Origin of the sequence: Actinomadura sp. NPDC047616, from assembly GCF_040642915.1 — a bacterium.
Lineage (GTDB): Bacteria > Actinomycetota > Actinomycetes > Streptosporangiales > Streptosporangiaceae > Spirillospora > Spirillospora miaoliensis.
On record NZ_JBEYTB010000007.1, the window covers coordinates 82,851 to 100,274 of the forward strand.

A 17,424-nucleotide genomic window follows, 5' to 3' on the forward strand; every position below is an offset into this window, starting at 1 on the left:
CCGCATGACCGACCTCCCCGACCGGCGCGACCCCCTGCCCGCGCCGGAGCTGCGCGCCTCCGACGCCGACCGCGACCGCGTCGCCATGGTGCTGCGCGAGGCCGCCGGCGACGGCCGTATCAGCATGGAGGAGCTGGAGGAGCGCCTGGAGGCGGTGTACGCGGCCAAGACCTACGCCGAGCTGGAGCCGCTGACGCGCGACCTGCCGGTCACCGGCCGTCCGGACCCGCCGGTCCCGGGCGCCGGCGCGCGGCTCGCCGTGGGCGAGGCGCCCACCTGGCGCACCGGGATCGGGGTGCTGGGCGGGTTCAGCCGCCAGGGCGTGTGGGCGGTCCCGCCGAAGTTCACCGCGTTCGCCTTCTGGGGCGGCGGCAAGATCGACCTGCGGGACGCGCGCTACACCTCGGGCGAGGTCCGCATCCGCGCCTTCGCCGTCATGGGCGGCATCGAGATCATCGCGCCCGACGACGTCACGGTGCACGTCACGGGGCTGGGCGTCATGGGCGGCTTCGACGGGCGGGCCAGCGGCCCGGGCGCCCCCGGCGCTCCCCGGGTGGTCGTCAGCGGGTTCTCGTTCTGGGGCGGGGTCGGCGTCAGGCGCAGGGCCCGCAGGCGCAGGAACCGCGAGGAGAACGAGGACGCCTAGCGCGGGGCCAGCTTGCTGCCCGGGTAAGGGCTGAGGAGGGTCTCGCGCCAGGGGCCGTCGAGGAACTCGCGGGCGCGTTTGCGCCAGGAGATCAGCCGGTGGTCGGGGGCGACCTCGTCGTCGAGCCCGAGCGCGGCGTCGCGGGCCCGTTGCAGCGCCAGGTGGGCGTCGATGTCGGTGCCCCACAGGACGACGGCCTCGGCGTCGCAGAACTGCACCTCGTACGCGCCGACCAGCCGGTGGCCGTGGTCGGCCAGCAGCGGCGCCCGCTCCTCGCGCACGGCGGCCAGGTAGTCCAGCACCGCGCCGGGCCGCACCCGCGCGCTCTCGAACACGTACAGCGGCGCGGCGTACCCGTCGGCCAGCAGGTCGGCCACGGCCGGGCTGCCGGGCGCGGCGCCCAGCGGCCGCGAGTACGCGCCGAAGCGCAGGTCGTCGATGTCGGACAGGAACAGGTTGCGCTGCACGTCGTCGTAGATCTCCAGCATCTGCCGCCAGCCGCCGTCCCAGCCGCCGTGGCAGTCCCACAGCGTCACCACCTTGAACTGCGGGTGGCCGGTGATGCCGACGGCGTAGAACGCGCCGACCAGGTCGATCTCGCGGGACCGGATCGACATGCCCGCGGTGAGCTCGGCGGCGCCGGCCGCGCGGCGGTCGTCCTCGCGCTTGTAGTCGGTGAGCCATTTCAGGTACTCCAGCGGCCGCCGCGAGTTCATCGGGTGGAACTCCACCTCTTCGAGCAGGTAGACGCCGCGACGCATGGGGCCTCCCGAGCCAGAACGCAGCCAAGCGAATGCTTGCTCGGGACACTAGACACCGCGTTCCCGCCGCGCAAGGCCGGACGGCCGCCGCCTATGGTTTCGCGGGCGGGTCGAGGACGGGCGGGCGGCGGTCGTGCCACGGACGCGCCCGCTCGTAGGCGCGGCACGCCGCCAGCACCCGCGCGTCGGCATGCCGGGGCCCGACGACCTGGAGCCCCACCGGAAGGCCCTCGGCGGTGAAGCCGCAGGGCAGGCTCGCGGCGGGCTGCTGGGTCATGTTGAACGGGTAGGTGAACGGCGTCCAGCTCGTCCAGCGCGGCGACGGCGAGCCGGGCGGCGCCTCGCGGCCCGCCTCGAACGCCGCGATCGGCACCGTCGGCGTCAGCAGCAGGTCGTAGCGCTCGTGGAAGCGGCCCATGACCAGGCCCAGCTCCATGCGCCGGGCGGTCGCGTCCAGATACCGCAGCGCGGTGAACCGCGCGCCCTGCTCGCACACCTCACGCAGCCCCGGGTCGAGCTCGGCGCGGCGTTCGTCGTCCAGGTGCTCGACCACCTTGGCCGCGCCGGCGAACCACAGCACCTCGAAGTCGGCCACCGGGTCGGCGAAGCCGGGGTCGGTCTCCTCCACCTCGGCGCCCAGCTCGGCGAACGCCTCCGCGGCGGCCCGCACCAGCGCGGCCACCTGCGGATCGACCCGCGCGAAGCCCAGGGCCGGGCTGAAGGCGACGCGCAGCCCGCGCAGGTCGTCGGGGCCGTCGGCGAACGACGCGGACGGCGGCTCCAGCGCCGACCAGTCGCGGGCGTCGAACCCGCAGATCGCGTCCAGCAGCACGGCGGCGTCGGCCACCGTGCGCGTCATCGGGCCGACGTGGGCGAGGGTGCCGAACGGGCTGGCCGGGAAGTGCGGGACGCGCCCGTAGGTGGGCTTGATGGTGAACGTGCCGGTGAACGCGGCGGGGATGCGCACCGAGCCGCCGCCGTCGGTGCCCAGCGCCAGCGGCGCCATGCCCGCCGCCACGGCCGCCGCGGCGCCGCCGCTGGACCCGCCGGGCGTGCGGGACGGGTCCCACGGGTTGCGGGTGACGCCGGTCAGCGGGCCATCGGTCACGCCCTTCCACGCGTACTCGGGCGTCGTGGTCTTGCCGACGAGCACGGCGCCGTGCTCGCGCAGCCGGGCGACGGACGGCGCGTCCTGCGACCAGTCGCCGTCCGGGTCGATCGTGCGCGAGCCGCGCAGGGTGGGCCACCCTCGCGTGAGCAGCACGTCCTTGATCGACACCGGCACGCCGTCGAGCGGGCCGAGCGGCTCGCCGCGCCGCCACCGTTCGGCCGAGGCGCGGGCCGCCTCGACCGCCCGCTCGGCGTCGACCAGGCAGAACGCGTTGAGCGCGGGGTCGACGCGTTCGATGCGCGCCAGCACCGCCTCGGCGACCTCGACCGGCGACAGACGCCCGGCGCGGTAGGCGCCGGCGAGTTCGGCGGCGGTCAGGTCGGCGGCCTCGGTGGCCTCGGTGACTGCGGACAACTGCCTACCCCCTCGGGTCGGGGCGTGCGGAAGACGAGGGCTGAGGGGACGTAGCCGAGCCTTTTGTCGACCACGTTGCGCAGCGGGCGGCCCTCGCGGTGGCGGGCGAGGTTGTCGGCGAACAGCCGGACCAGTTCGCCGCGCCAGCCGACGGCGTCGCCCGACATGTGCGGGGACACGATGACCTGCGGCAGCTCCCACAGGGGGGACGTCCCGGGCAGCGGCTCGCTTTCGAAGACGTCCAGCGCGGCCCCGGCCGGCCGGCCCGCCCGCAGCGCCGCGACCAGGTCGTCCTCGACGACCAGCGGCCCCCGCCCCACGTTGATGAGACGGGCGGTCGGGCGCATCCGGGCCAGCGCGGCGGCGTCGATCATGCCGCGGGTGGCGGGCGTCAGCGGCGCGGCCAGGATGACGTAGTCGGCCTCGCCGAGCACGTCGTGCAGCAGTTCGGCGGGGTGCACCCGGCCGAGGTCGGGGTCGGCGGGACGTCCGGTGCGGCCGACGCCCTCCACGCGCACGCCGACGGCGGTCAGGCGGCGGGCGATGGCGCGTCCGATGGGGCCCGTGCCGACGACGAGCGCACGCTTGCCGCCCACCCGTTCGGTCTCGCGGTGCCGCCAGCGTCGTTCGCCCTGCAGGCGCAGCGTGGTGTGCAGGTCTTTGGCGAAGCACAGCACCAGGCCGAGCACGTACTCGGCGATGGGCTCCTCGAAGACGCCTCGCGAGTTGGTGACGACCGTGTCACCGTCCACGATGCCGGGGAAGAGCAGACGGTCGACTCCGGCGCTTGCCGTGTGCACCCATCGGGGGCCGCCCGTGTCCGGCCACGCTCCGGCCAGGGCGTCGGAGAGGAAGTCCCACACGAAGACGACGTCGGCGCCCGGCAGCGCGCGCGCCAGGTCGGGTTCGCGCACGTACCGCACGTCGGCGAGCCGCTCGATGCTCGCGGTGTCCGGCGGCCGGTCCTCCCCGTGCAGCACCACGACCGAGGGTCGTCGCACCGGCTCCTCCCTGGGCGTCTCCTCGGGCCCGCCCCCGGGGTCCGGGTCGGTTCGTGCGGGGTGGCGTCAGTTAACGGGAACGCAACCTGTGGAGGCATTGACACGCTATGAAGCCATCGTAGGATTGTCAACAATCAGCGCGGACAACGGGCAGGCGGCGACCGCGCCGATCACGTGCTGCAAGACCGTCGCAACCGTTCCCACTGGCCAGGACGGATCCCAAGGCGCTCCGAACGGAACAGTCCCTCGGGTGAGCGACGATCTCGCCCACCCCTGCGCACGGGGAGGCCGGCATTGCCGAGGCACATCACGATCACGCTGGAACGCCGCGGCGTGTCCTGCGTCGCGGAACTCCTGGAGAAGGACGCGCCGCGCACCTGCGAGGCGGTGTGGAACGCCCTGCCCCTGGCGGGCCCGGCCTACCACGCCAAGTACGCCCGCAACGAGGTCTACACGATGGTGGAGCGGTTCGCCCCTGAGGAGGTCGGGCTGGAGAACCCGACCGTCACCCCCATTCCCGGCGACGTGGTGTACTTCTCGTTCCCCGGCGGCATGCTCGACCGGGGGTTCAAGGAGGAGAAGGGCATCGAGGGCCTGCCCGGCGTCATCGACCTGGCCATCTTCTACGGCCGCAACAACCTGCTGCTGAACGGCGACGTCGGCTGGGTGCCCGGCAACGTGTACGCCACCATCGTCGAGGGCCTGGACCGCATGGCCGAGGCGTGCAACGACGTGTGGCGCGCGGGCGCGGTCGGCGAGACGCTGTCCTACCGCCGGCACGAGTCCTGAAGCGGCGGCCGGGATGACCATCGACCTGGCGCTGCTGCCTCCGCTGGAGCTGCGCGCCCAGCAGGGCGTCGGCGTGGTGGCGCCGTTCGACTTCGCGCTCGACCGCGAGCTGTGGCGCTGGACGCCCGACGACGTGTCGCTCCACATGACCCGGCTGCCGTACGTGCCGGTGCCGGTCACCGTGGAGATGGCCTCGGCCCTGTCGGACCACTCGATCGTCCGGCAGGCCACCCGCGACGTGCTGGCGCCCGAGCCGCTGGTGGTGGTGTACGCGTGCGCGTCCGGCAGCTTCATCCACGGCGCCGCGGGCGAGGACTCGCTGCACGCGGCCATGGTGTCGGCCGGCGCGCCCGCCGCGACGACCACGTCCGGCGCGCTGGTGGAGTCGCTGCGGCTGCTGGACGCCGGCCGCGTCGCCGTCGTCACCCCCTACATCGACAGCGTCACCGACCGGCTGGTGTCGTTCCTCGGCGAGCACGGCGTGTCGGTGGTGTCGAGCGTCGGGCTCGGGCTGCTCAGCCACATCTGGAAGGTGGGGTACGGCGAGATCGTCAACGCGGTCGCCCGGGTGGACCGGCCGGACGCCGAGGCGGTGTTCATCAGCTGCACCAACGTGCCGACCTACGACATCATCGCGCCGCTGGAGCGGATGCTGGGCAAGCCGGTGCTCACCGCCAACCAGGTGACGATGTGCGCCGCGCTGCGCGCCATCGGCCGTCCCGCCGCCGGAGAGGGGCAGCGGCTCGTCCAGCTGAGCGGCACCCCGGCCGCCTGAGCGCGGCCCGCGACCCGGCCGCCCCCTGCGGCGCTCCGTCCCCCGACCCGCGTAGGATTGTAAACAATCTACTCTCCCAGGAGCGGATTCCATGGCACCCAGCGACGCGCCCCCCGGCGGCGTAGGCTTCCTGTACCCCGGCTACAGCGCCGAGGACGACTACCCGGTGATCGAACGCATGCTCGGCGACGTCCGCCTGGCCGTCGTGCACACCGCCATGCGCGAGGACGCGCACCGGGTCGACGCCCTGCTGGACATCGGCGGGGCCGAGGTGCTGGCCGAGGGCGCGCAGCGGTTGCGCGACCTCGGCGTGCGCGCGGCGGTGTGGGCCTGCACCAGCGGCAGTTTCGTCTTCGGATGGGACGGCGCCGCCCAGCAGGTCGCCGGTGTCCGCGACGCCGCCGGGGTGCCCGCGTCCAGCACGTCGTTCGCGTTCGTCAACGCGGCGCGGCACCTGGGCGTGACCCGGGTGGCGGTCGCCGCGTCCTATCCCGCCGACGTGGCCGAGCGGTTCGTGGAGTTCCTCGGCCGCGCGGGCGTGGAGGCGGTGTCGCTGTCGTGCGAGGGCATCGTCACCGCCGCCGAGGTGGGGACGCTGACGCGCGAGCAGGTGCTGGACCTGGTGGCCGCCAACGACCACCCCGACGCCGAGGCGGTGCTGGTGCCCGACACCGCGCTGCACACCGTCGCGTGGCTGGACGAGCTGGAGGCGCGGGTGGGCAAGCCCGTGCTCACCGCCAACCAGGTGACCGTCTGGGAGGGGCTGTGCCTGGCCGCGAACGGGGCGCGCGCGCCGCGTCCGCGCTCCGGCCTGGGCACGCTGTTCGCCGCGCGGGGCCCGGCCGTACCGGTGCCCGGGGCCACGCCGTCCGCGGACGTCGGCTCCTCCGGGGCGCTGCCCCCGCGCAGTCAGACGCTGTGAGGAGGCGCCCTGGCATGGGCCGACTGGGTGAACTGGAACCTGTCCCGCGTAGGTCGACGGTGGAGATCGTCTCCGACGAGCTGCGCTCGGCGATCCTGTACGGCTCGCTGGCGCCGGGCACGCAGCTCGGCGAGGCCGAGCTGGCCGCGCGCCTGGGCATCAGCCGCGGCCCGCTGCGCGAGGCCATGCAGCGCCTGGTGCAGGAGGGCCTGCTGCACAGCGAGCCGCACCGCGGACTGTTCGTGATCACATTGGACGAGAGCGACGTCGAGGACGTGTACCTGGCCCGGCTGGCGATCGAGCGGGCCGCCTGCTCGCTGGTCATGGCGCGCAACCGGGGCGAGGCCGTGCTGCGGCTGACCGAGGCGCTGCAGGACCTGGTCGAGGCGGCCCGGCAGCGCGACCGGGTGGCGATGAGCGACGCCGACCAGCGCTTCCACCAGGTGCTGGTGGGCGCCTCGGGCAGCCCCCGGCTGGAGCGGATGGCGCAGACGCTGCTGGTGGAGACCCGCATGTGCCTGAACGCGCTGCAGGACACCTACCCCGAGCCGGACGAGCTGGTCGAGGAGCACCGGCGCCTGGTGGACGCGATCGCCGACGGCGAGGAGGAGCGGCTGCTGCGCCTCATCGAGGAGCACATGACCGACTCGATCGAGCGCCTGCGCAGGCCCTGACACCGCCGGCCGTGCCGGGGCCGTGCGCCCCGGCCGCCGGGCCGGGCCCGCCCTGGACAGCGGGGACCGGTCCGTGGTGCCATGGACGGTAGATTGTCGACAATCTACGGAGGCGCGCATGGCGACGCTGTCACCCCTGCTCCAGCAGGCCACGCCGGTGCTGGCCGACCGCGGCGAGGGCGTCCACCTGATCGACGAGGACGGCCGGCGGTGGCTGGACTTCACCGCGGGCATCGGCGTCACCAGCACCGGCCACTGCCACCCCAAGGTCGTGGCGGCGGCGCAGCGCCAGGTGGCCACGCTCATCCACGGCCAGTACACGACGGTGATGCACCGGCCGCTGCTGCGGCTCACCGAGCGACTGGGCGAGGTGCTCCCCGACGGCCTGGACGCGCTGTTCTACGTCAACAGCGGCAGCGAGGCGGTCGAGGCGGCGGTGCGGCTGGCGCGGCACGCCACCGCGCGGCAGAACATCGTGGTGTTCCAGGGTTCCTTCCACGGGCGCACCATGGGCGCGGCGGCCCTCACCACGGCGGGGACCAAGTTCCGCGCGGGCATCGGGCCGCTGATGCCGGGGGTCGCGGTCGCGCCGTTCCCGTACGCCTACCACTACGGCTGGAGCGAGGACGAGGCGGTCCGCTTCGCGCTGCGCGAGCTGGACCACCTGCTGGCGACCGTCAGCCACCCCGACGACACGGCCGCGTTCGTCGTGGAGCCGGTGCTCGGCGAGGGCGGCTACGTGCCCGCGCCGCCCGGGTTCCTGGAGGGGCTGCGCGAACGCGCCGACCGGCACGGCGTCCTGCTGGTGATGGACGAGGTGCAGACCGGCTTCGGCCGCACCGGACGGTTCTGGGGCCACGAGCACTCCGGCGTCCGTCCCGACGTCGTCGTCACCGCCAAGGGCCTGGCCAGCGGGTTCCCGCTGTCGGCGATCGCCGCACCGGCCGCCCTGATGGAACGCGGCCGGCCGGGTTCGCAGGGCGGCACCTACGGCGGCAACGCGGTGGCCTGCGCCGCCGCGCTGGCCACCCTGGAGGTGATCGAGGAGGAGGGCCTGGTCGCCAACGCGGCCGAGATGGGCGCGCGGCTGCACGACGGCCTGCGCAAGGTCGCCGCCGACCACCCGCGGGTCGGCGACGTGCGCGGCCTGGGCCTGATGCAGGCCAGCGAGTTCAGCACGCCGGACGGCGAACCCGACCCCGGCACGGCGCGCCGCGCGCACGCTGCCGCCGTCGAGCGCGGCCTGCTGCTGCTCACCTGCGGCGCGTACGGCCAGGTCGTCCGGATGATCCCGCCGCTGATCGTCACCGGTGAGCAGATCGACGAGGCCCTGTCCATCTGGTCCGAAGCCGTCACGGCCGCGACGCGCTGACGGCCGGCTCCGCGGCCCGGGACGGGGCCGCGGCGGGGCTCTTCGGCGCGGCGCCTTTCGGCGCGGGGACTTTCAGCGCGGGGACTTTCAGGGCGGGCAGGCGGCGCAGCAGGCGCGGGCCGAACACCGAGACGGCGGCGGCCACCGCGGCCGACCCCAGCACCACCGCCCAGGCGCCCGGGCCGAGGGGCACGGAGCCGAAGAAGTGGCTGAGGCCCGGCGTCTCGATGACGACGGCGAGCACCAGCACCGAGGCGGCGCACGTCGCCAGCACGGCCGGGCTGTGCCGTCCCATCTGCAGCGTCTGCGCGAGCTGGGTGATGACCAGGGCGGCCAGGCCCATGGTGCCGGCGCGGCGGCGCCGCCCGGTGAGGCGGCCGATCTGCCAGGCGAGGATGGAGCCGAGCGCGGTGACGAAGCCGCGGGCCGCGATGGCCTCGTGCAGCGGGTCGCCGAACGGGCCGCGGCGGGCCGGGCGTTCGCCGTCGCCGTTGGGCGGCGCCAGCGCCACGGCCAGCGCGGGCATCATGTCGGTCAGCGTGTTGACCAGCAGCAGCTGGCGCGTGCTGAGCGGCGCGCGCCCGCCGACGGCGGTGCCGTACACGGTGAAGGCGATCTCGCCCGCGTTCCCGCCGACCAGGATGGACACCGCGTTGCGCACGCTCTGCCACAGCATGCGGCCCTCCATCAGCGCCTCGGTGATGCCGGGCAGGTCGCTGCCGGGCAGGATGAGGTCGGCGGCGGAGCGGGCGGCGGCCGAGTCCCCGGCGCTCAGGCCGATGCCGACGTCGGCGAGCCGGATCGCCGCGGCGTCGTTGGCGCCGTCGCCGGTCATCGCGACCACCCGTCCGGCCCGGCGCAGGGCATGCACGATGCGGACCTTGTGCTCGGGGCCGACGCGCGCGAACACCGACGTGTGGGCGATCCGGGCGGCGCGGTGCCGGTCGCTGAGCCGGTCCAGCTCGGCGCCGGTCAGCACCCGGTCGGCGTGCGGGACGCCCAGCTCGGCGGCGATGGCCTGGGCGGTGGCGGGATGGTCGCCGGTGATGACGACGACCCGGATGCCCGCCTCGGTGAGCGTGCGGATCGCGTCGGCGGCGTCGCGGCGCGGCGGGTCGGCGATGCCGACGAACCCGACCAGCGTGAGCCGCTCTCCGTTGAGCGCCGCCCTGCCCTCGTCGAGCCGGGACGCGTCGGGCCGCGCCTCGGCGACGGCCAGCACCCGCAGGCCGCGTTCGGCCAGGTCCCGCACGACGCCCCGGGACTTGTCCCGCCCCTCGGCCGTGAGCGCCTTGGTGGCGGCGCCGGACACGACGCGGTCGCAGCGTTCCATGACGACCTCGGGCGCGCCCTTGACGACGAGGGTCGGCCGGTCGCCGTCCCATCCGGTGGCGGCGGAGAACCCGCGGCTGGGTTCGAACGGGGTCTCGTGGACCAGCCGCCAGCCGTCGTCGCCGCCCAGGTGCGCGGCGGCCGCGTCCAGGACGGCGCGGTCGGTGGCGTGACGCGGCCCCTCCGCGCCGCTTCCCTGCGGGCAGGCGCGCGCGGCGGCCGTCAGCACGCGCCGCCCCAGCGCCGAGTCGAACTGCGCCTCGCCCTCGGGCCCGCTGAGCGTGGTGACGCGCAGCCGTCCCTCGGTCAGCGTCCCGGTCTTGTCGAAGCACAGGGTGTCGACGCGGCCCATGGTGCCGAGCGTGCGGGAGCTGCGCACCAGCACGTTGCGGCGCGACAGGCGGCGCGCGGCGGCCAGCTGCGCCACGGTCGCCACCAGCGGCAGCCCTTCGGGGACGGCCGCGACCGCGACCGCCACGCCCGACGACACCGCCTGCCGGACCGACGCGCCGCGCAGCAGCCCGAGCGCGCCGACCAGCGCGCCGCTCAGCCCGGTCACCGGCAGCGCCACGCGGGTCAGCTCGTTGAGCTGCGCCTGCACGCCGCTGGGGGCGGCGCCGCGTCCGGCCAGCGCGGCGGCGCGCCCCGCCTGCGTGGCGGCGCCGGTCGCGACGACGACGGCGTAGGCGCGGCCGGTGAGCACGGTGGTGTCCTGGTAGAGCATGCAGCTGCGCTCGGCGAGCTCGGCGCCCGGCACGGCCTCCACCGACTTGGTCACCGGCAGCGACTCGCCGGTCAGGCTGGCCTCGTCGACCTCCAGGTCGTCGGCGGCCAGCAGCCGGGCGTCGGCGGGCACCAGGTCGGACGGGCCGAGCACGATGACGTCGCCCGCGCGCAGCTCGGCCGCCGGCACGCTGTCGGTCGGCACCGGCTCGCAGCGCCGCACCAGCGGGTCGTCCCACGGCCGCCGGTCGCCGTCCACGCGGACCCGGCGGACGGGGGGACGCTGGTCGAGCAGCAGGTCGCGCAGCGCCCGCTCGGCCCGCGCCCGCTGCACTCCGCTGATGAGCGCGTTGCCCGCCATGACGCCGCCGACCAGCCCCGCGTCCACCCCGGACCCGACGACGGCGGACGCGGCGGCGCCCAGCACCAGCACCGGCGTCAGCGGGTCGCGCAGCTCGTGCCCGACGGCGCGGGCCACGTCGGCGAACATTCCGGCGCGGCGGCCGACGCCGTCCGGCAGCGGAACGGGTATCGGCAGGCGCGGACGCGACGGCTTTTCGGCGGGCGGCGCGGGACGCAGCGCGAGGGCCTGTTCGGCGGCGGCCCGCGGGTCCAGCGCGTGCCACTGGACGCGCGGCAGCGGCTGCGGCGCGGGCCGGGCGGCCAGGCGCCGCGCGGACACCACTCCGCCGAGCAGCGCGACGAGCGCGGCGCTGTGCATCGGGGCGAGGTTGAACGGCGCGGTGGTGCGGCGTCCGGTCACCACCAGCAGCGCGCCCAGCGCCGACCCGCCGGTGGCCAGCCGCACCGCGCGTTTGCTGGCCTCGCGGGCGGCGCGCACGGCGACCATCACCCGCCACGCCTGTTCCAGCCCGCCGGTGCAGATGAGGTCCGAGCCCCAGCACACGACCGCCCCGTCGTGGAGCCGCCCGGCATCGTCGCCGCGCGGGGGCGCCGGTGGTCGCCTGACCACGCCGACGCCGACGTCGGCGGCCAGGGCGGCGTCATCGTCGGCGGCGGTGAGGACGAGCACGCCGTGCCCCTCCTGCTGCAGCCGCCGCACGTGCTCGACGAGCGGCACGCGGTGGTCGAGCGCGTCGTCGGCCAGCGGCATCAGCTCGGCGGTCGAGGCGTTCTCCGTCAGCAGCACGCGCGCGTCGCTGTCGCGCGCGGCGGTGAGCACCGCCTCGGCCAGGGGATGCAGGCGGTGGCCGACGACGGCGCCGCCGCGCGCGGTGCCGTCGGCGTCGACGACGCGCACCCGCATGCCCTCGGTGTCGACGTCCTCCAGGCGTTCCAGCCGCAGGCCCTCGTCGTCGGCCCTGCCGTCCAGGCCCGGATCGTGCTCCAGCAGCCGCGCCGCCGTCCGCCACGTCGACGGGTCGTCCGCGGACAGGATCTCCAGGTCGTCCACGCACAGCACGGGCGCGTCCACCACCACCGCGCTGACCCGGTCGAGCCGCCGGTAGCAGGAGCCGTCCAGCGGGACGACCCCGTCGCGCGACAACTGCCGGTCGAGCATCGCGGCGAATCCGGCGCGGCCGAGCCGGGCGGCGCGCGGCACCGTCGCCATGATGAGGCCGGCGGCCATGCCCGGGTCGCGGGTCAGGCCGAGCACGGCCGCGGCCCCGCCGAAGGTGGCCAGCGCGGAGCGGTCGGCGGCCTTCTCCACCGGTCCTTCCGGCAGCGGGACGGGCCGTTCGGCGCGCAGCGGCGACTCGTGCGGCAGGCCGGCGGCGCACAGCCGCGGGTGCCAGCCGAGCCACGCGGCGCGCCGCGCGTTCAGTTCGGCGATCAGGACGACGCGGTGCAGGACGTCGACGGCCAGCCCGGCGGGCTCCTGGGTGAGCCCGTGCATGGCGGCGTTGCCGACGGCGAGCACCATGTCGGTGCCGTGCGGGCCGAGCCGGCTCTCCAGCAGGCCGCGCAGCCTCGGCTGGTGGTCCACCCAGGGCAGCACCATGCGGAACACGCCCGGCAGCCGCGGCGCGCGCGTCAGCCGCCCGGTGGCGGCCAGCGTGAACGCCGCGCAGTCGGTCACCAGCGCGATCGTCTCGGCGGTGACCGGCGCGCGGTCGGCGGGATGCGCGGACATGGGGAACGGCCTGTCGGGGACCTCGTGGTCCTTCTCCACGGCGGCGATCACCGCCACCAGCCGGTCCACCGGCAGCGAGTCCTCGTCGAAGGCGCACATGATCTCGCCGGTGACCGCGTTGACCTGCGCCCAGTTCACGCCCTCCAGCCGCCGCACGGCCGCGCCGACCGCCCGGCGCAGCTCGACGGCCTCGCGTGCCCGCCCGACGGCATGGCCGTGCAGCTCGATGCAGGCGCGTCCCTCGCAGGACCACACGCGGCGCCTGCTGCGGGGCCCGACCAGGTTGCTCAGCTCGGCACGCCGGGAGAACTCGGCGATGCGCGACCTTCCGGGCAGGCGGGGCAGGGCGGGCGGTCTGGGCAGCCCACGCGGCCGGTGCAACGTGATCAGGCCGGGCACCGCGGCCGGCAGCGACATCGCCACCGGCAGGCCCGACAGCGCCGGCCGCAGGACCGGCGGGGCGGGCACCGCCCGCACGGCCCGCCGGGGGACCTCCACGGCCACCTCGGCGGCTCCCCACGCCAGCCCGGCCGCACCTCCCGCCACTTCGGCGGCCCCGGCGGCGACCTTCGGCACCATACGCGCCGCAGATCGCAACAGTCCCATGATCGGCATCAGCCCCCAACGCCTGGTGGACGTGACGGTCTGTGCCACTACCCCCGGTATCGGACTCGACACCGGAACGCCGCGACTTTCGCAGCCATTTGGGACCGGCCGCTAGGCCTGGGTGACCGCGCCGCCGGACAGCAGGTCGTCCACGTCGTCGAAGCCCAGTTCGGCCAGCACGTCGCGGCTGTCGGCGCCGGGGGCGGGAGGCAGGCCGCCGATCTCGGTGGACGTGCGGGAGAAGCGCGGCGCCGGGGCGGGCTGGCGGTGGCCGCCGCGTTCGACGAACACCTCCCGCGCGGTGTTGTACGGGTGTTCGGCGGCCTCGCGCAGCGACAGCACCGGCGCCACGCACGCGTCGCCGGGCAGGAAGATCTCCGCCCACTCGTCGCGGGTTCTGGACTTGAAGGCGGCGGCGAAGCGTTCGCGCAGTTCCGGCCAGGTCGCGGGATCGTCCCGGTCGGGCAGGCCGGCGTCGGCCAGGCCGAGGCGCTGCAGGAACTCGGCGTAGAACTGCGGTTCCAGCGCGCCGACCACGACGTGCCCGCCGTCGGCCGTCTCGTACACGTCGTACCAGGGCGCGCCGGTGTCGAGCAGGTTCACGCCGCGTTCGTCGCGCCACATGCCGCCGGCCAGGAACGAGTGGATGAACGTCGACAGGTGCGACGTGCCGTCGACGATCGCGGCGTCCACGACCTGGCCGCGGCCGCTCGCCCGCGCCTCCAGCAGCGCCGACAGCACGCCGACGACCAGGTACATGCTGCCGCCCGCGAAGTCGCCGAGCAGGTTCAGCGGGACCTGGGGCGGCCCGCCGGCGCGGCCGATGGCGTGCAGGGCGCCGGTGACGGCGATGTAGCCGATGTCATGGCCCGCGCTCCGCGACAGCGGCCCCTCCTGGCCCCAGCCGGTCATCCGCCCGTACACCAGGGCCGGGTTGCGGGCCAGGCAGGCGTCGGGGCCGATGCCGAGCCGTTCGGTGACGCCAGGCCGGAAGCCCTCGATGAGCACGTCCGACCGCTCGACCATGCGCAGCACGACCTCGCGTCCCCGCTCGTTCTTCAGGTCGACCGCGATCGAGCGCTTGCCGCGTCCCAGGAAGTCGGCGGGCACGGGGTCCTTTCCGCGGGCGGCCGAGGAGGCGCGGTCGACGCGGACGACGTCGGCGCCCAGATCGGCCAGCAGCATCGCGGCGAACGGCCCCGGCCCGATGCCGGCCAGTTCGATCACCCGCACGCCCGACAGCGGCCCCTTGCCCATCGACGGCCCCTTTCGCCTCTCGCCGTCCGCACCCGTCGCGCGGAACCCGGTTCGACTCCCCTAGTCTGCCCCACTCGAGTAAGCGAATGCTGACCCGGCCCCCGGGCGGGCTCAGCCGGCGCGGGCGGTGAGGGTGATGGGTACGCCGGAATGGTGGGGCGAGCGGGGGCTCGAGGCGACCAGCAGGCGGCCCCTGGTGTCGGTCGTGCGCAGGACTCCCTCGCTCTGTATGTGCGGCACCAGGCCCGGACCGGCCGCGGCGAGGTAGTACCACCGCCCGGACGGCGCCTGCCACCAGGTGCCGCTGACCGGTTTGGCCATGTCGCAGCTGCCGGTGGCGTGGTGGGCGTCGCGCCGCAGCAGCGTGGCCTCGCCCGCCGGGCCGCCCGCGATGAAGGACAGGTTCGTGCACACCCACTCGGCGGGGCCGCCGCCGTAGGGCAGGGCGCCCGTCCAGAACTGCCGGGCCGACGCCTCGGTGACCGGGCGTTCCGGACGCGGCAGCGCGCACGCCACCCGCTCCCACAGCCGCACACCGCCGGCCTGGAGCGGCACGGCGGCGTGCGCGCGGCGCTCGGCGAGGCGGGGGACGACGGGGCGCTGGGTCAGGACGGCGGGACGGGAGAAGCCGAGGTCGCCCACCGTGCGGACGCCGCCGGCGCCTTCGAGGCGGAGGAGGGGGCCGCGCCCGCACGGGGTCCTGGGGGCGGGCACCCGTTCGGTCACGCCCGCGTCCACCCTCACCCTGCGGCCGCCGGGCGTCGTGGCACGGGTGTCCCATGGCGCGAGCAGGTAGCGGCCGCCGCCCAGCGGCAGGGGCGTCGAGCCGTCGCCGGCGGCGGCGGTGAAAATCTCCACGGGGCGCCCCCGCCCGCTGTAGCGGGCGACGCGGTCGCCGTTGCGCAGCAGCGCGGTGGGGAGGCCGTCGACGCGCCCGGCGTAGAGGAGCTGGGCGCCGATGTCGCCCCTGTCCGGCGGGTGCGGGGCGGCGGGCGAGCGGGCCCACGCCCTGAGCGCCCGCGCGGTGAAGCCGCGGTCGCCGGTCAGGTCGCCGCGGGCGGGCCAGACGTCCAGGCGGTGCGGGCCGCCGCGCCAGGCGCCGGGCGCGGCGGTGAGCAGGTGCAGCCGGCGGTCGTCGGCCGAGCCCGCGCCGCCCGCCAGCGAACCCTCGTTCTCGGTGACGACCAGGGTGCCCCCCAGCGCGGCGGTCAGCACCACGGCGGCGGCGACGGGGATGAGCGGGCGGCGGCGGACGGGATGGTCCAGCCCGGGGCCGAAGGAGAACGCGTCCGGCGGTTCCATGTCCGGCAGCGCGGCGGCGTCGGCGGCGTCGATCACCGGCCAGGGGTCGCGGACGCGCAGCCGCAGCAGCTGGTCGCGCACCGCGTACCGGCGCATGCCCTCGACCCGCCGCAGCACCCAGGCCACGCGCACGGGCGGCTCCAGGTCGGCCAGCGCGGCGGTCAGCGTCGCGTCCGGCAGGCGGGCGGGCAGCGCGCGCAGCCACGGCCCCAGGCCGATGCGCAGCCGGCGGGACGGGCGCATCGCCCGGCGCAGCACGCGGGTCCGCTGGCGGGCCAGGTCACCGCGCGGGCGGCGGGTGACGACCTCGTCGACGATCCGCCGGGCGACCGCCATCCGGTAGACGCGGCGCGCCCGGCCCGGCTGAACAAAATACGCCAACCGGACAAGCTCCCGATAATGCGTTTCCGCCCCGTTTCTCGTCGCCACTTTCTCCGGCATCGCGCCAGCTCCTCAGGCCGCGAGGGACAATCGTCAGTGCGGACCAGAGATTAGGGAGCGCCGCCGGCGGGCGGCGCGCGTTTGGTGGAACGATTAACCACGGCGCCGGATAATTCCCGTTATTCTCGGACGGAATGGCGTCGGGCCGATCATCCGCGGCGTTCAGGAAAGCCTCTCGTGCCCTTTGTGCCAGGGCGGCGCGGCCGCCATGCCGGGGCGATGGGGCGAACCCCGGCCTCCCGGACGTGTCGCACGTGTGGGCGGAACCGCCGGAACGAAACGAACGCGGCGGCGGTCCGGAACGTCCTACCCTGTGGGATCGCCGACGCGAACCGAGAATTCCGAGGTGGACGTGGACGTGGCAAGCGCTGACGCGGGCAGCATCGCCGACCTGTGGGATCGGCTGACCGGAACGCAACCGGACCCTCCGTGGTGGTTGGTGATCCTGGTCGGCCTGCTGGCGCTGGCCGCCGTCGTGCACGGGCCCACCTGGCGGGTGGCGCGCAACGTGGTGACGATCGCGCACGAGGGCGGGCACGCGCTGATCGCGCTGGCCACCGGGCGCAAGCTGGACGGCATCAAGCTGCACTCCGACACCTCGGGCGTCACCGTCTCGCGCGGCAAGCCGCACGGCCCGGGCATGGTGTTCACCGCGATGGCCGGGTACCTCGCTCCCCCGCTGCTCGGCCTGCTGTTCGCCCTGCTGCTGGCCGGTGGGCGCGTCACGCTGATGCTGTGGTTCTCCCTGGCGCTGCTGGCCGGGATGCTCGTGATGATCCGCAACGTGTACGGGGTGCTGTCGGTGGTGGCCACCGGGGCGCTGATCTTCGGGGTGTCGTGGTTCGGCGGCGACAAGACCCAGGCCGGGTTCGCCTACCTGGCCGCGTGGTTCCTGCTGTTCGCCGCCACCCGCCCGGTCGTGGAGCTGCAGCGCATGCGCGTCCGCCACATGGCCCCGTCCTCCGACGCCGACCAGCTGGCGCACCTCACGGGCGTCCCGGGGCTGGCCTGGGTGAGCCTGTTCGCGGTCGTGTCGCTGGTGTCGCTGCTGGCGGGTGCGACGCTCATGGCGCCCGACGCGTCGTCCCTGCCCGACCTTCCCCTGCTGCCCGGCGTCTGACCCGGGCGGCCGCGACCGGACGATCACGTTCTGCGATCCGGGGCCGCGCCGGACGCGGATGCACCGGCTTCGGGCGAATGTCG

At 75.5% G+C, this 17,424-nt stretch carries 13 protein-coding genes; 7 read left to right on the top strand and 6 right to left on the bottom strand.

Annotated elements, in window-relative coordinates:
• Positions 1–4: 4 nt before the first annotated feature.
• Positions 5–646, top strand: coding sequence for a DUF1707 domain-containing protein (locus ABZ801_RS18235; protein ID WP_360699006.1), 642 nt, complete (start codon positions 5–7; stop codon positions 644–646).
• On the opposite strand, the gene ABZ801_RS18240 is transcribed toward ABZ801_RS18235, so the two are convergent.
• The 3 genes from ABZ801_RS18240 to ABZ801_RS18250 all read right to left on the bottom strand — a co-directional run bounded on the left by ABZ801_RS18240 (position 643) and on the right by ABZ801_RS18250 (position 3,933).
• A complete protein-coding gene (locus ABZ801_RS18240; RefSeq protein WP_360699008.1) occupies positions 643–1,407 on the bottom strand; it encodes a hypothetical protein in 765 nt (254 codons plus the stop codon). The two genes, ABZ801_RS18235 and ABZ801_RS18240, sit on opposite strands and share 4 nt — an antisense overlap.
• A 91-nt stretch (positions 1,408–1,498) precedes the next feature.
• Positions 1,499–2,932, bottom strand: coding sequence for an amidase (locus ABZ801_RS18245; protein WP_360699010.1), 1,434 nt, complete (start codon positions 2,930–2,932; stop codon positions 1,499–1,501).
• Positions 2,893–3,933 carry a D-2-hydroxyacid dehydrogenase gene (locus ABZ801_RS18250; protein WP_360699012.1) on the bottom strand — a complete coding sequence of 347 codons (1,041 nt, stop codon included), beginning with the start codon at positions 3,931–3,933 and terminating at the stop codon, positions 2,893–2,895. The genes ABZ801_RS18245 and ABZ801_RS18250 overlap by 40 nt, the downstream gene beginning before the upstream one ends.
• A 306-nt stretch (positions 3,934–4,239) precedes the next feature.
• Here ABZ801_RS18250 and ABZ801_RS18255 point away from each other — a divergent pair, with 306 nt between their 5' ends.
• The 5 genes from ABZ801_RS18255 to ABZ801_RS18275 all read left to right on the top strand — a co-directional run bounded on the left by ABZ801_RS18255 (position 4,240) and on the right by ABZ801_RS18275 (position 8,465).
• Positions 4,240–4,722 carry a DUF3830 family protein gene (locus ABZ801_RS18255; RefSeq protein ID WP_360699522.1) on the top strand — a complete coding sequence of 161 codons (483 nt, stop codon included), beginning with the start codon at positions 4,240–4,242 and terminating at the stop codon, positions 4,720–4,722.
• A 13-nt stretch (positions 4,723–4,735) separates the two neighbouring features.
• On the top strand, positions 4,736–5,497 hold the full coding sequence (locus ABZ801_RS18260) for an Asp/Glu racemase (protein ID WP_344940986.1): 762 nt from the start codon (positions 4,736–4,738) through the stop codon (positions 5,495–5,497).
• A gap of 91 nt (positions 5,498–5,588) precedes the next feature.
• A complete protein-coding gene (locus ABZ801_RS18265; RefSeq protein WP_360699014.1) occupies positions 5,589–6,419 on the top strand; it encodes a maleate cis-trans isomerase in 831 nt (276 codons plus the stop codon).
• A 14-nt stretch (positions 6,420–6,433) separates the two neighbouring features.
• The gene (locus tag ABZ801_RS18270) at positions 6,434–7,093 is read left to right on the top strand and encodes a GntR family transcriptional regulator (protein WP_344940992.1); all 660 of its coding nucleotides are present in this window, start codon (positions 6,434–6,436) and stop codon (positions 7,091–7,093) included.
• Positions 7,094–7,211: 118 nt separating this feature from the next.
• A complete protein-coding gene (locus ABZ801_RS18275) occupies positions 7,212–8,465 on the top strand; it encodes an aspartate aminotransferase family protein (protein ID WP_360699016.1) in 1,254 nt (417 codons plus the stop codon).
• On the opposite strand, the gene ABZ801_RS18280 is transcribed toward ABZ801_RS18275, so the two are convergent.
• The 3 genes from ABZ801_RS18280 to ABZ801_RS18290 all read right to left on the bottom strand — a co-directional run bounded on the left by ABZ801_RS18280 (position 8,446) and on the right by ABZ801_RS18290 (position 16,161).
• Positions 8,446–13,212, bottom strand: coding sequence for a cation-translocating P-type ATPase (locus ABZ801_RS18280; protein ID WP_360699018.1), 4,767 nt, complete (start codon positions 13,210–13,212; stop codon positions 8,446–8,448). The genes ABZ801_RS18275 and ABZ801_RS18280 overlap by 20 nt on opposite strands.
• A gap of 120 nt (positions 13,213–13,332) precedes the next feature.
• Positions 13,333–14,478, bottom strand: coding sequence for a CaiB/BaiF CoA-transferase family protein (locus ABZ801_RS18285; RefSeq protein WP_360699020.1), 1,146 nt, complete (start codon positions 14,476–14,478; stop codon positions 13,333–13,335).
• 111 nt (positions 14,479–14,589) lie between these two features.
• Positions 14,590–16,161 (bottom strand): hypothetical protein, encoded by a 1,572-nt coding sequence (locus ABZ801_RS18290; protein WP_360699022.1) that lies wholly within the window; start codon positions 16,159–16,161, stop codon positions 14,590–14,592.
• A 418-nt stretch (positions 16,162–16,579) separates the two neighbouring features.
• Here ABZ801_RS18290 and ABZ801_RS18295 point away from each other — a divergent pair, with 418 nt between their 5' ends.
• Positions 16,580–17,341, top strand: coding sequence for a M50 family metallopeptidase (locus tag ABZ801_RS18295; protein ID WP_360699024.1), 762 nt, complete (start codon positions 16,580–16,582; stop codon positions 17,339–17,341).
• Positions 17,342–17,424 lie beyond the last annotated feature (83 nt).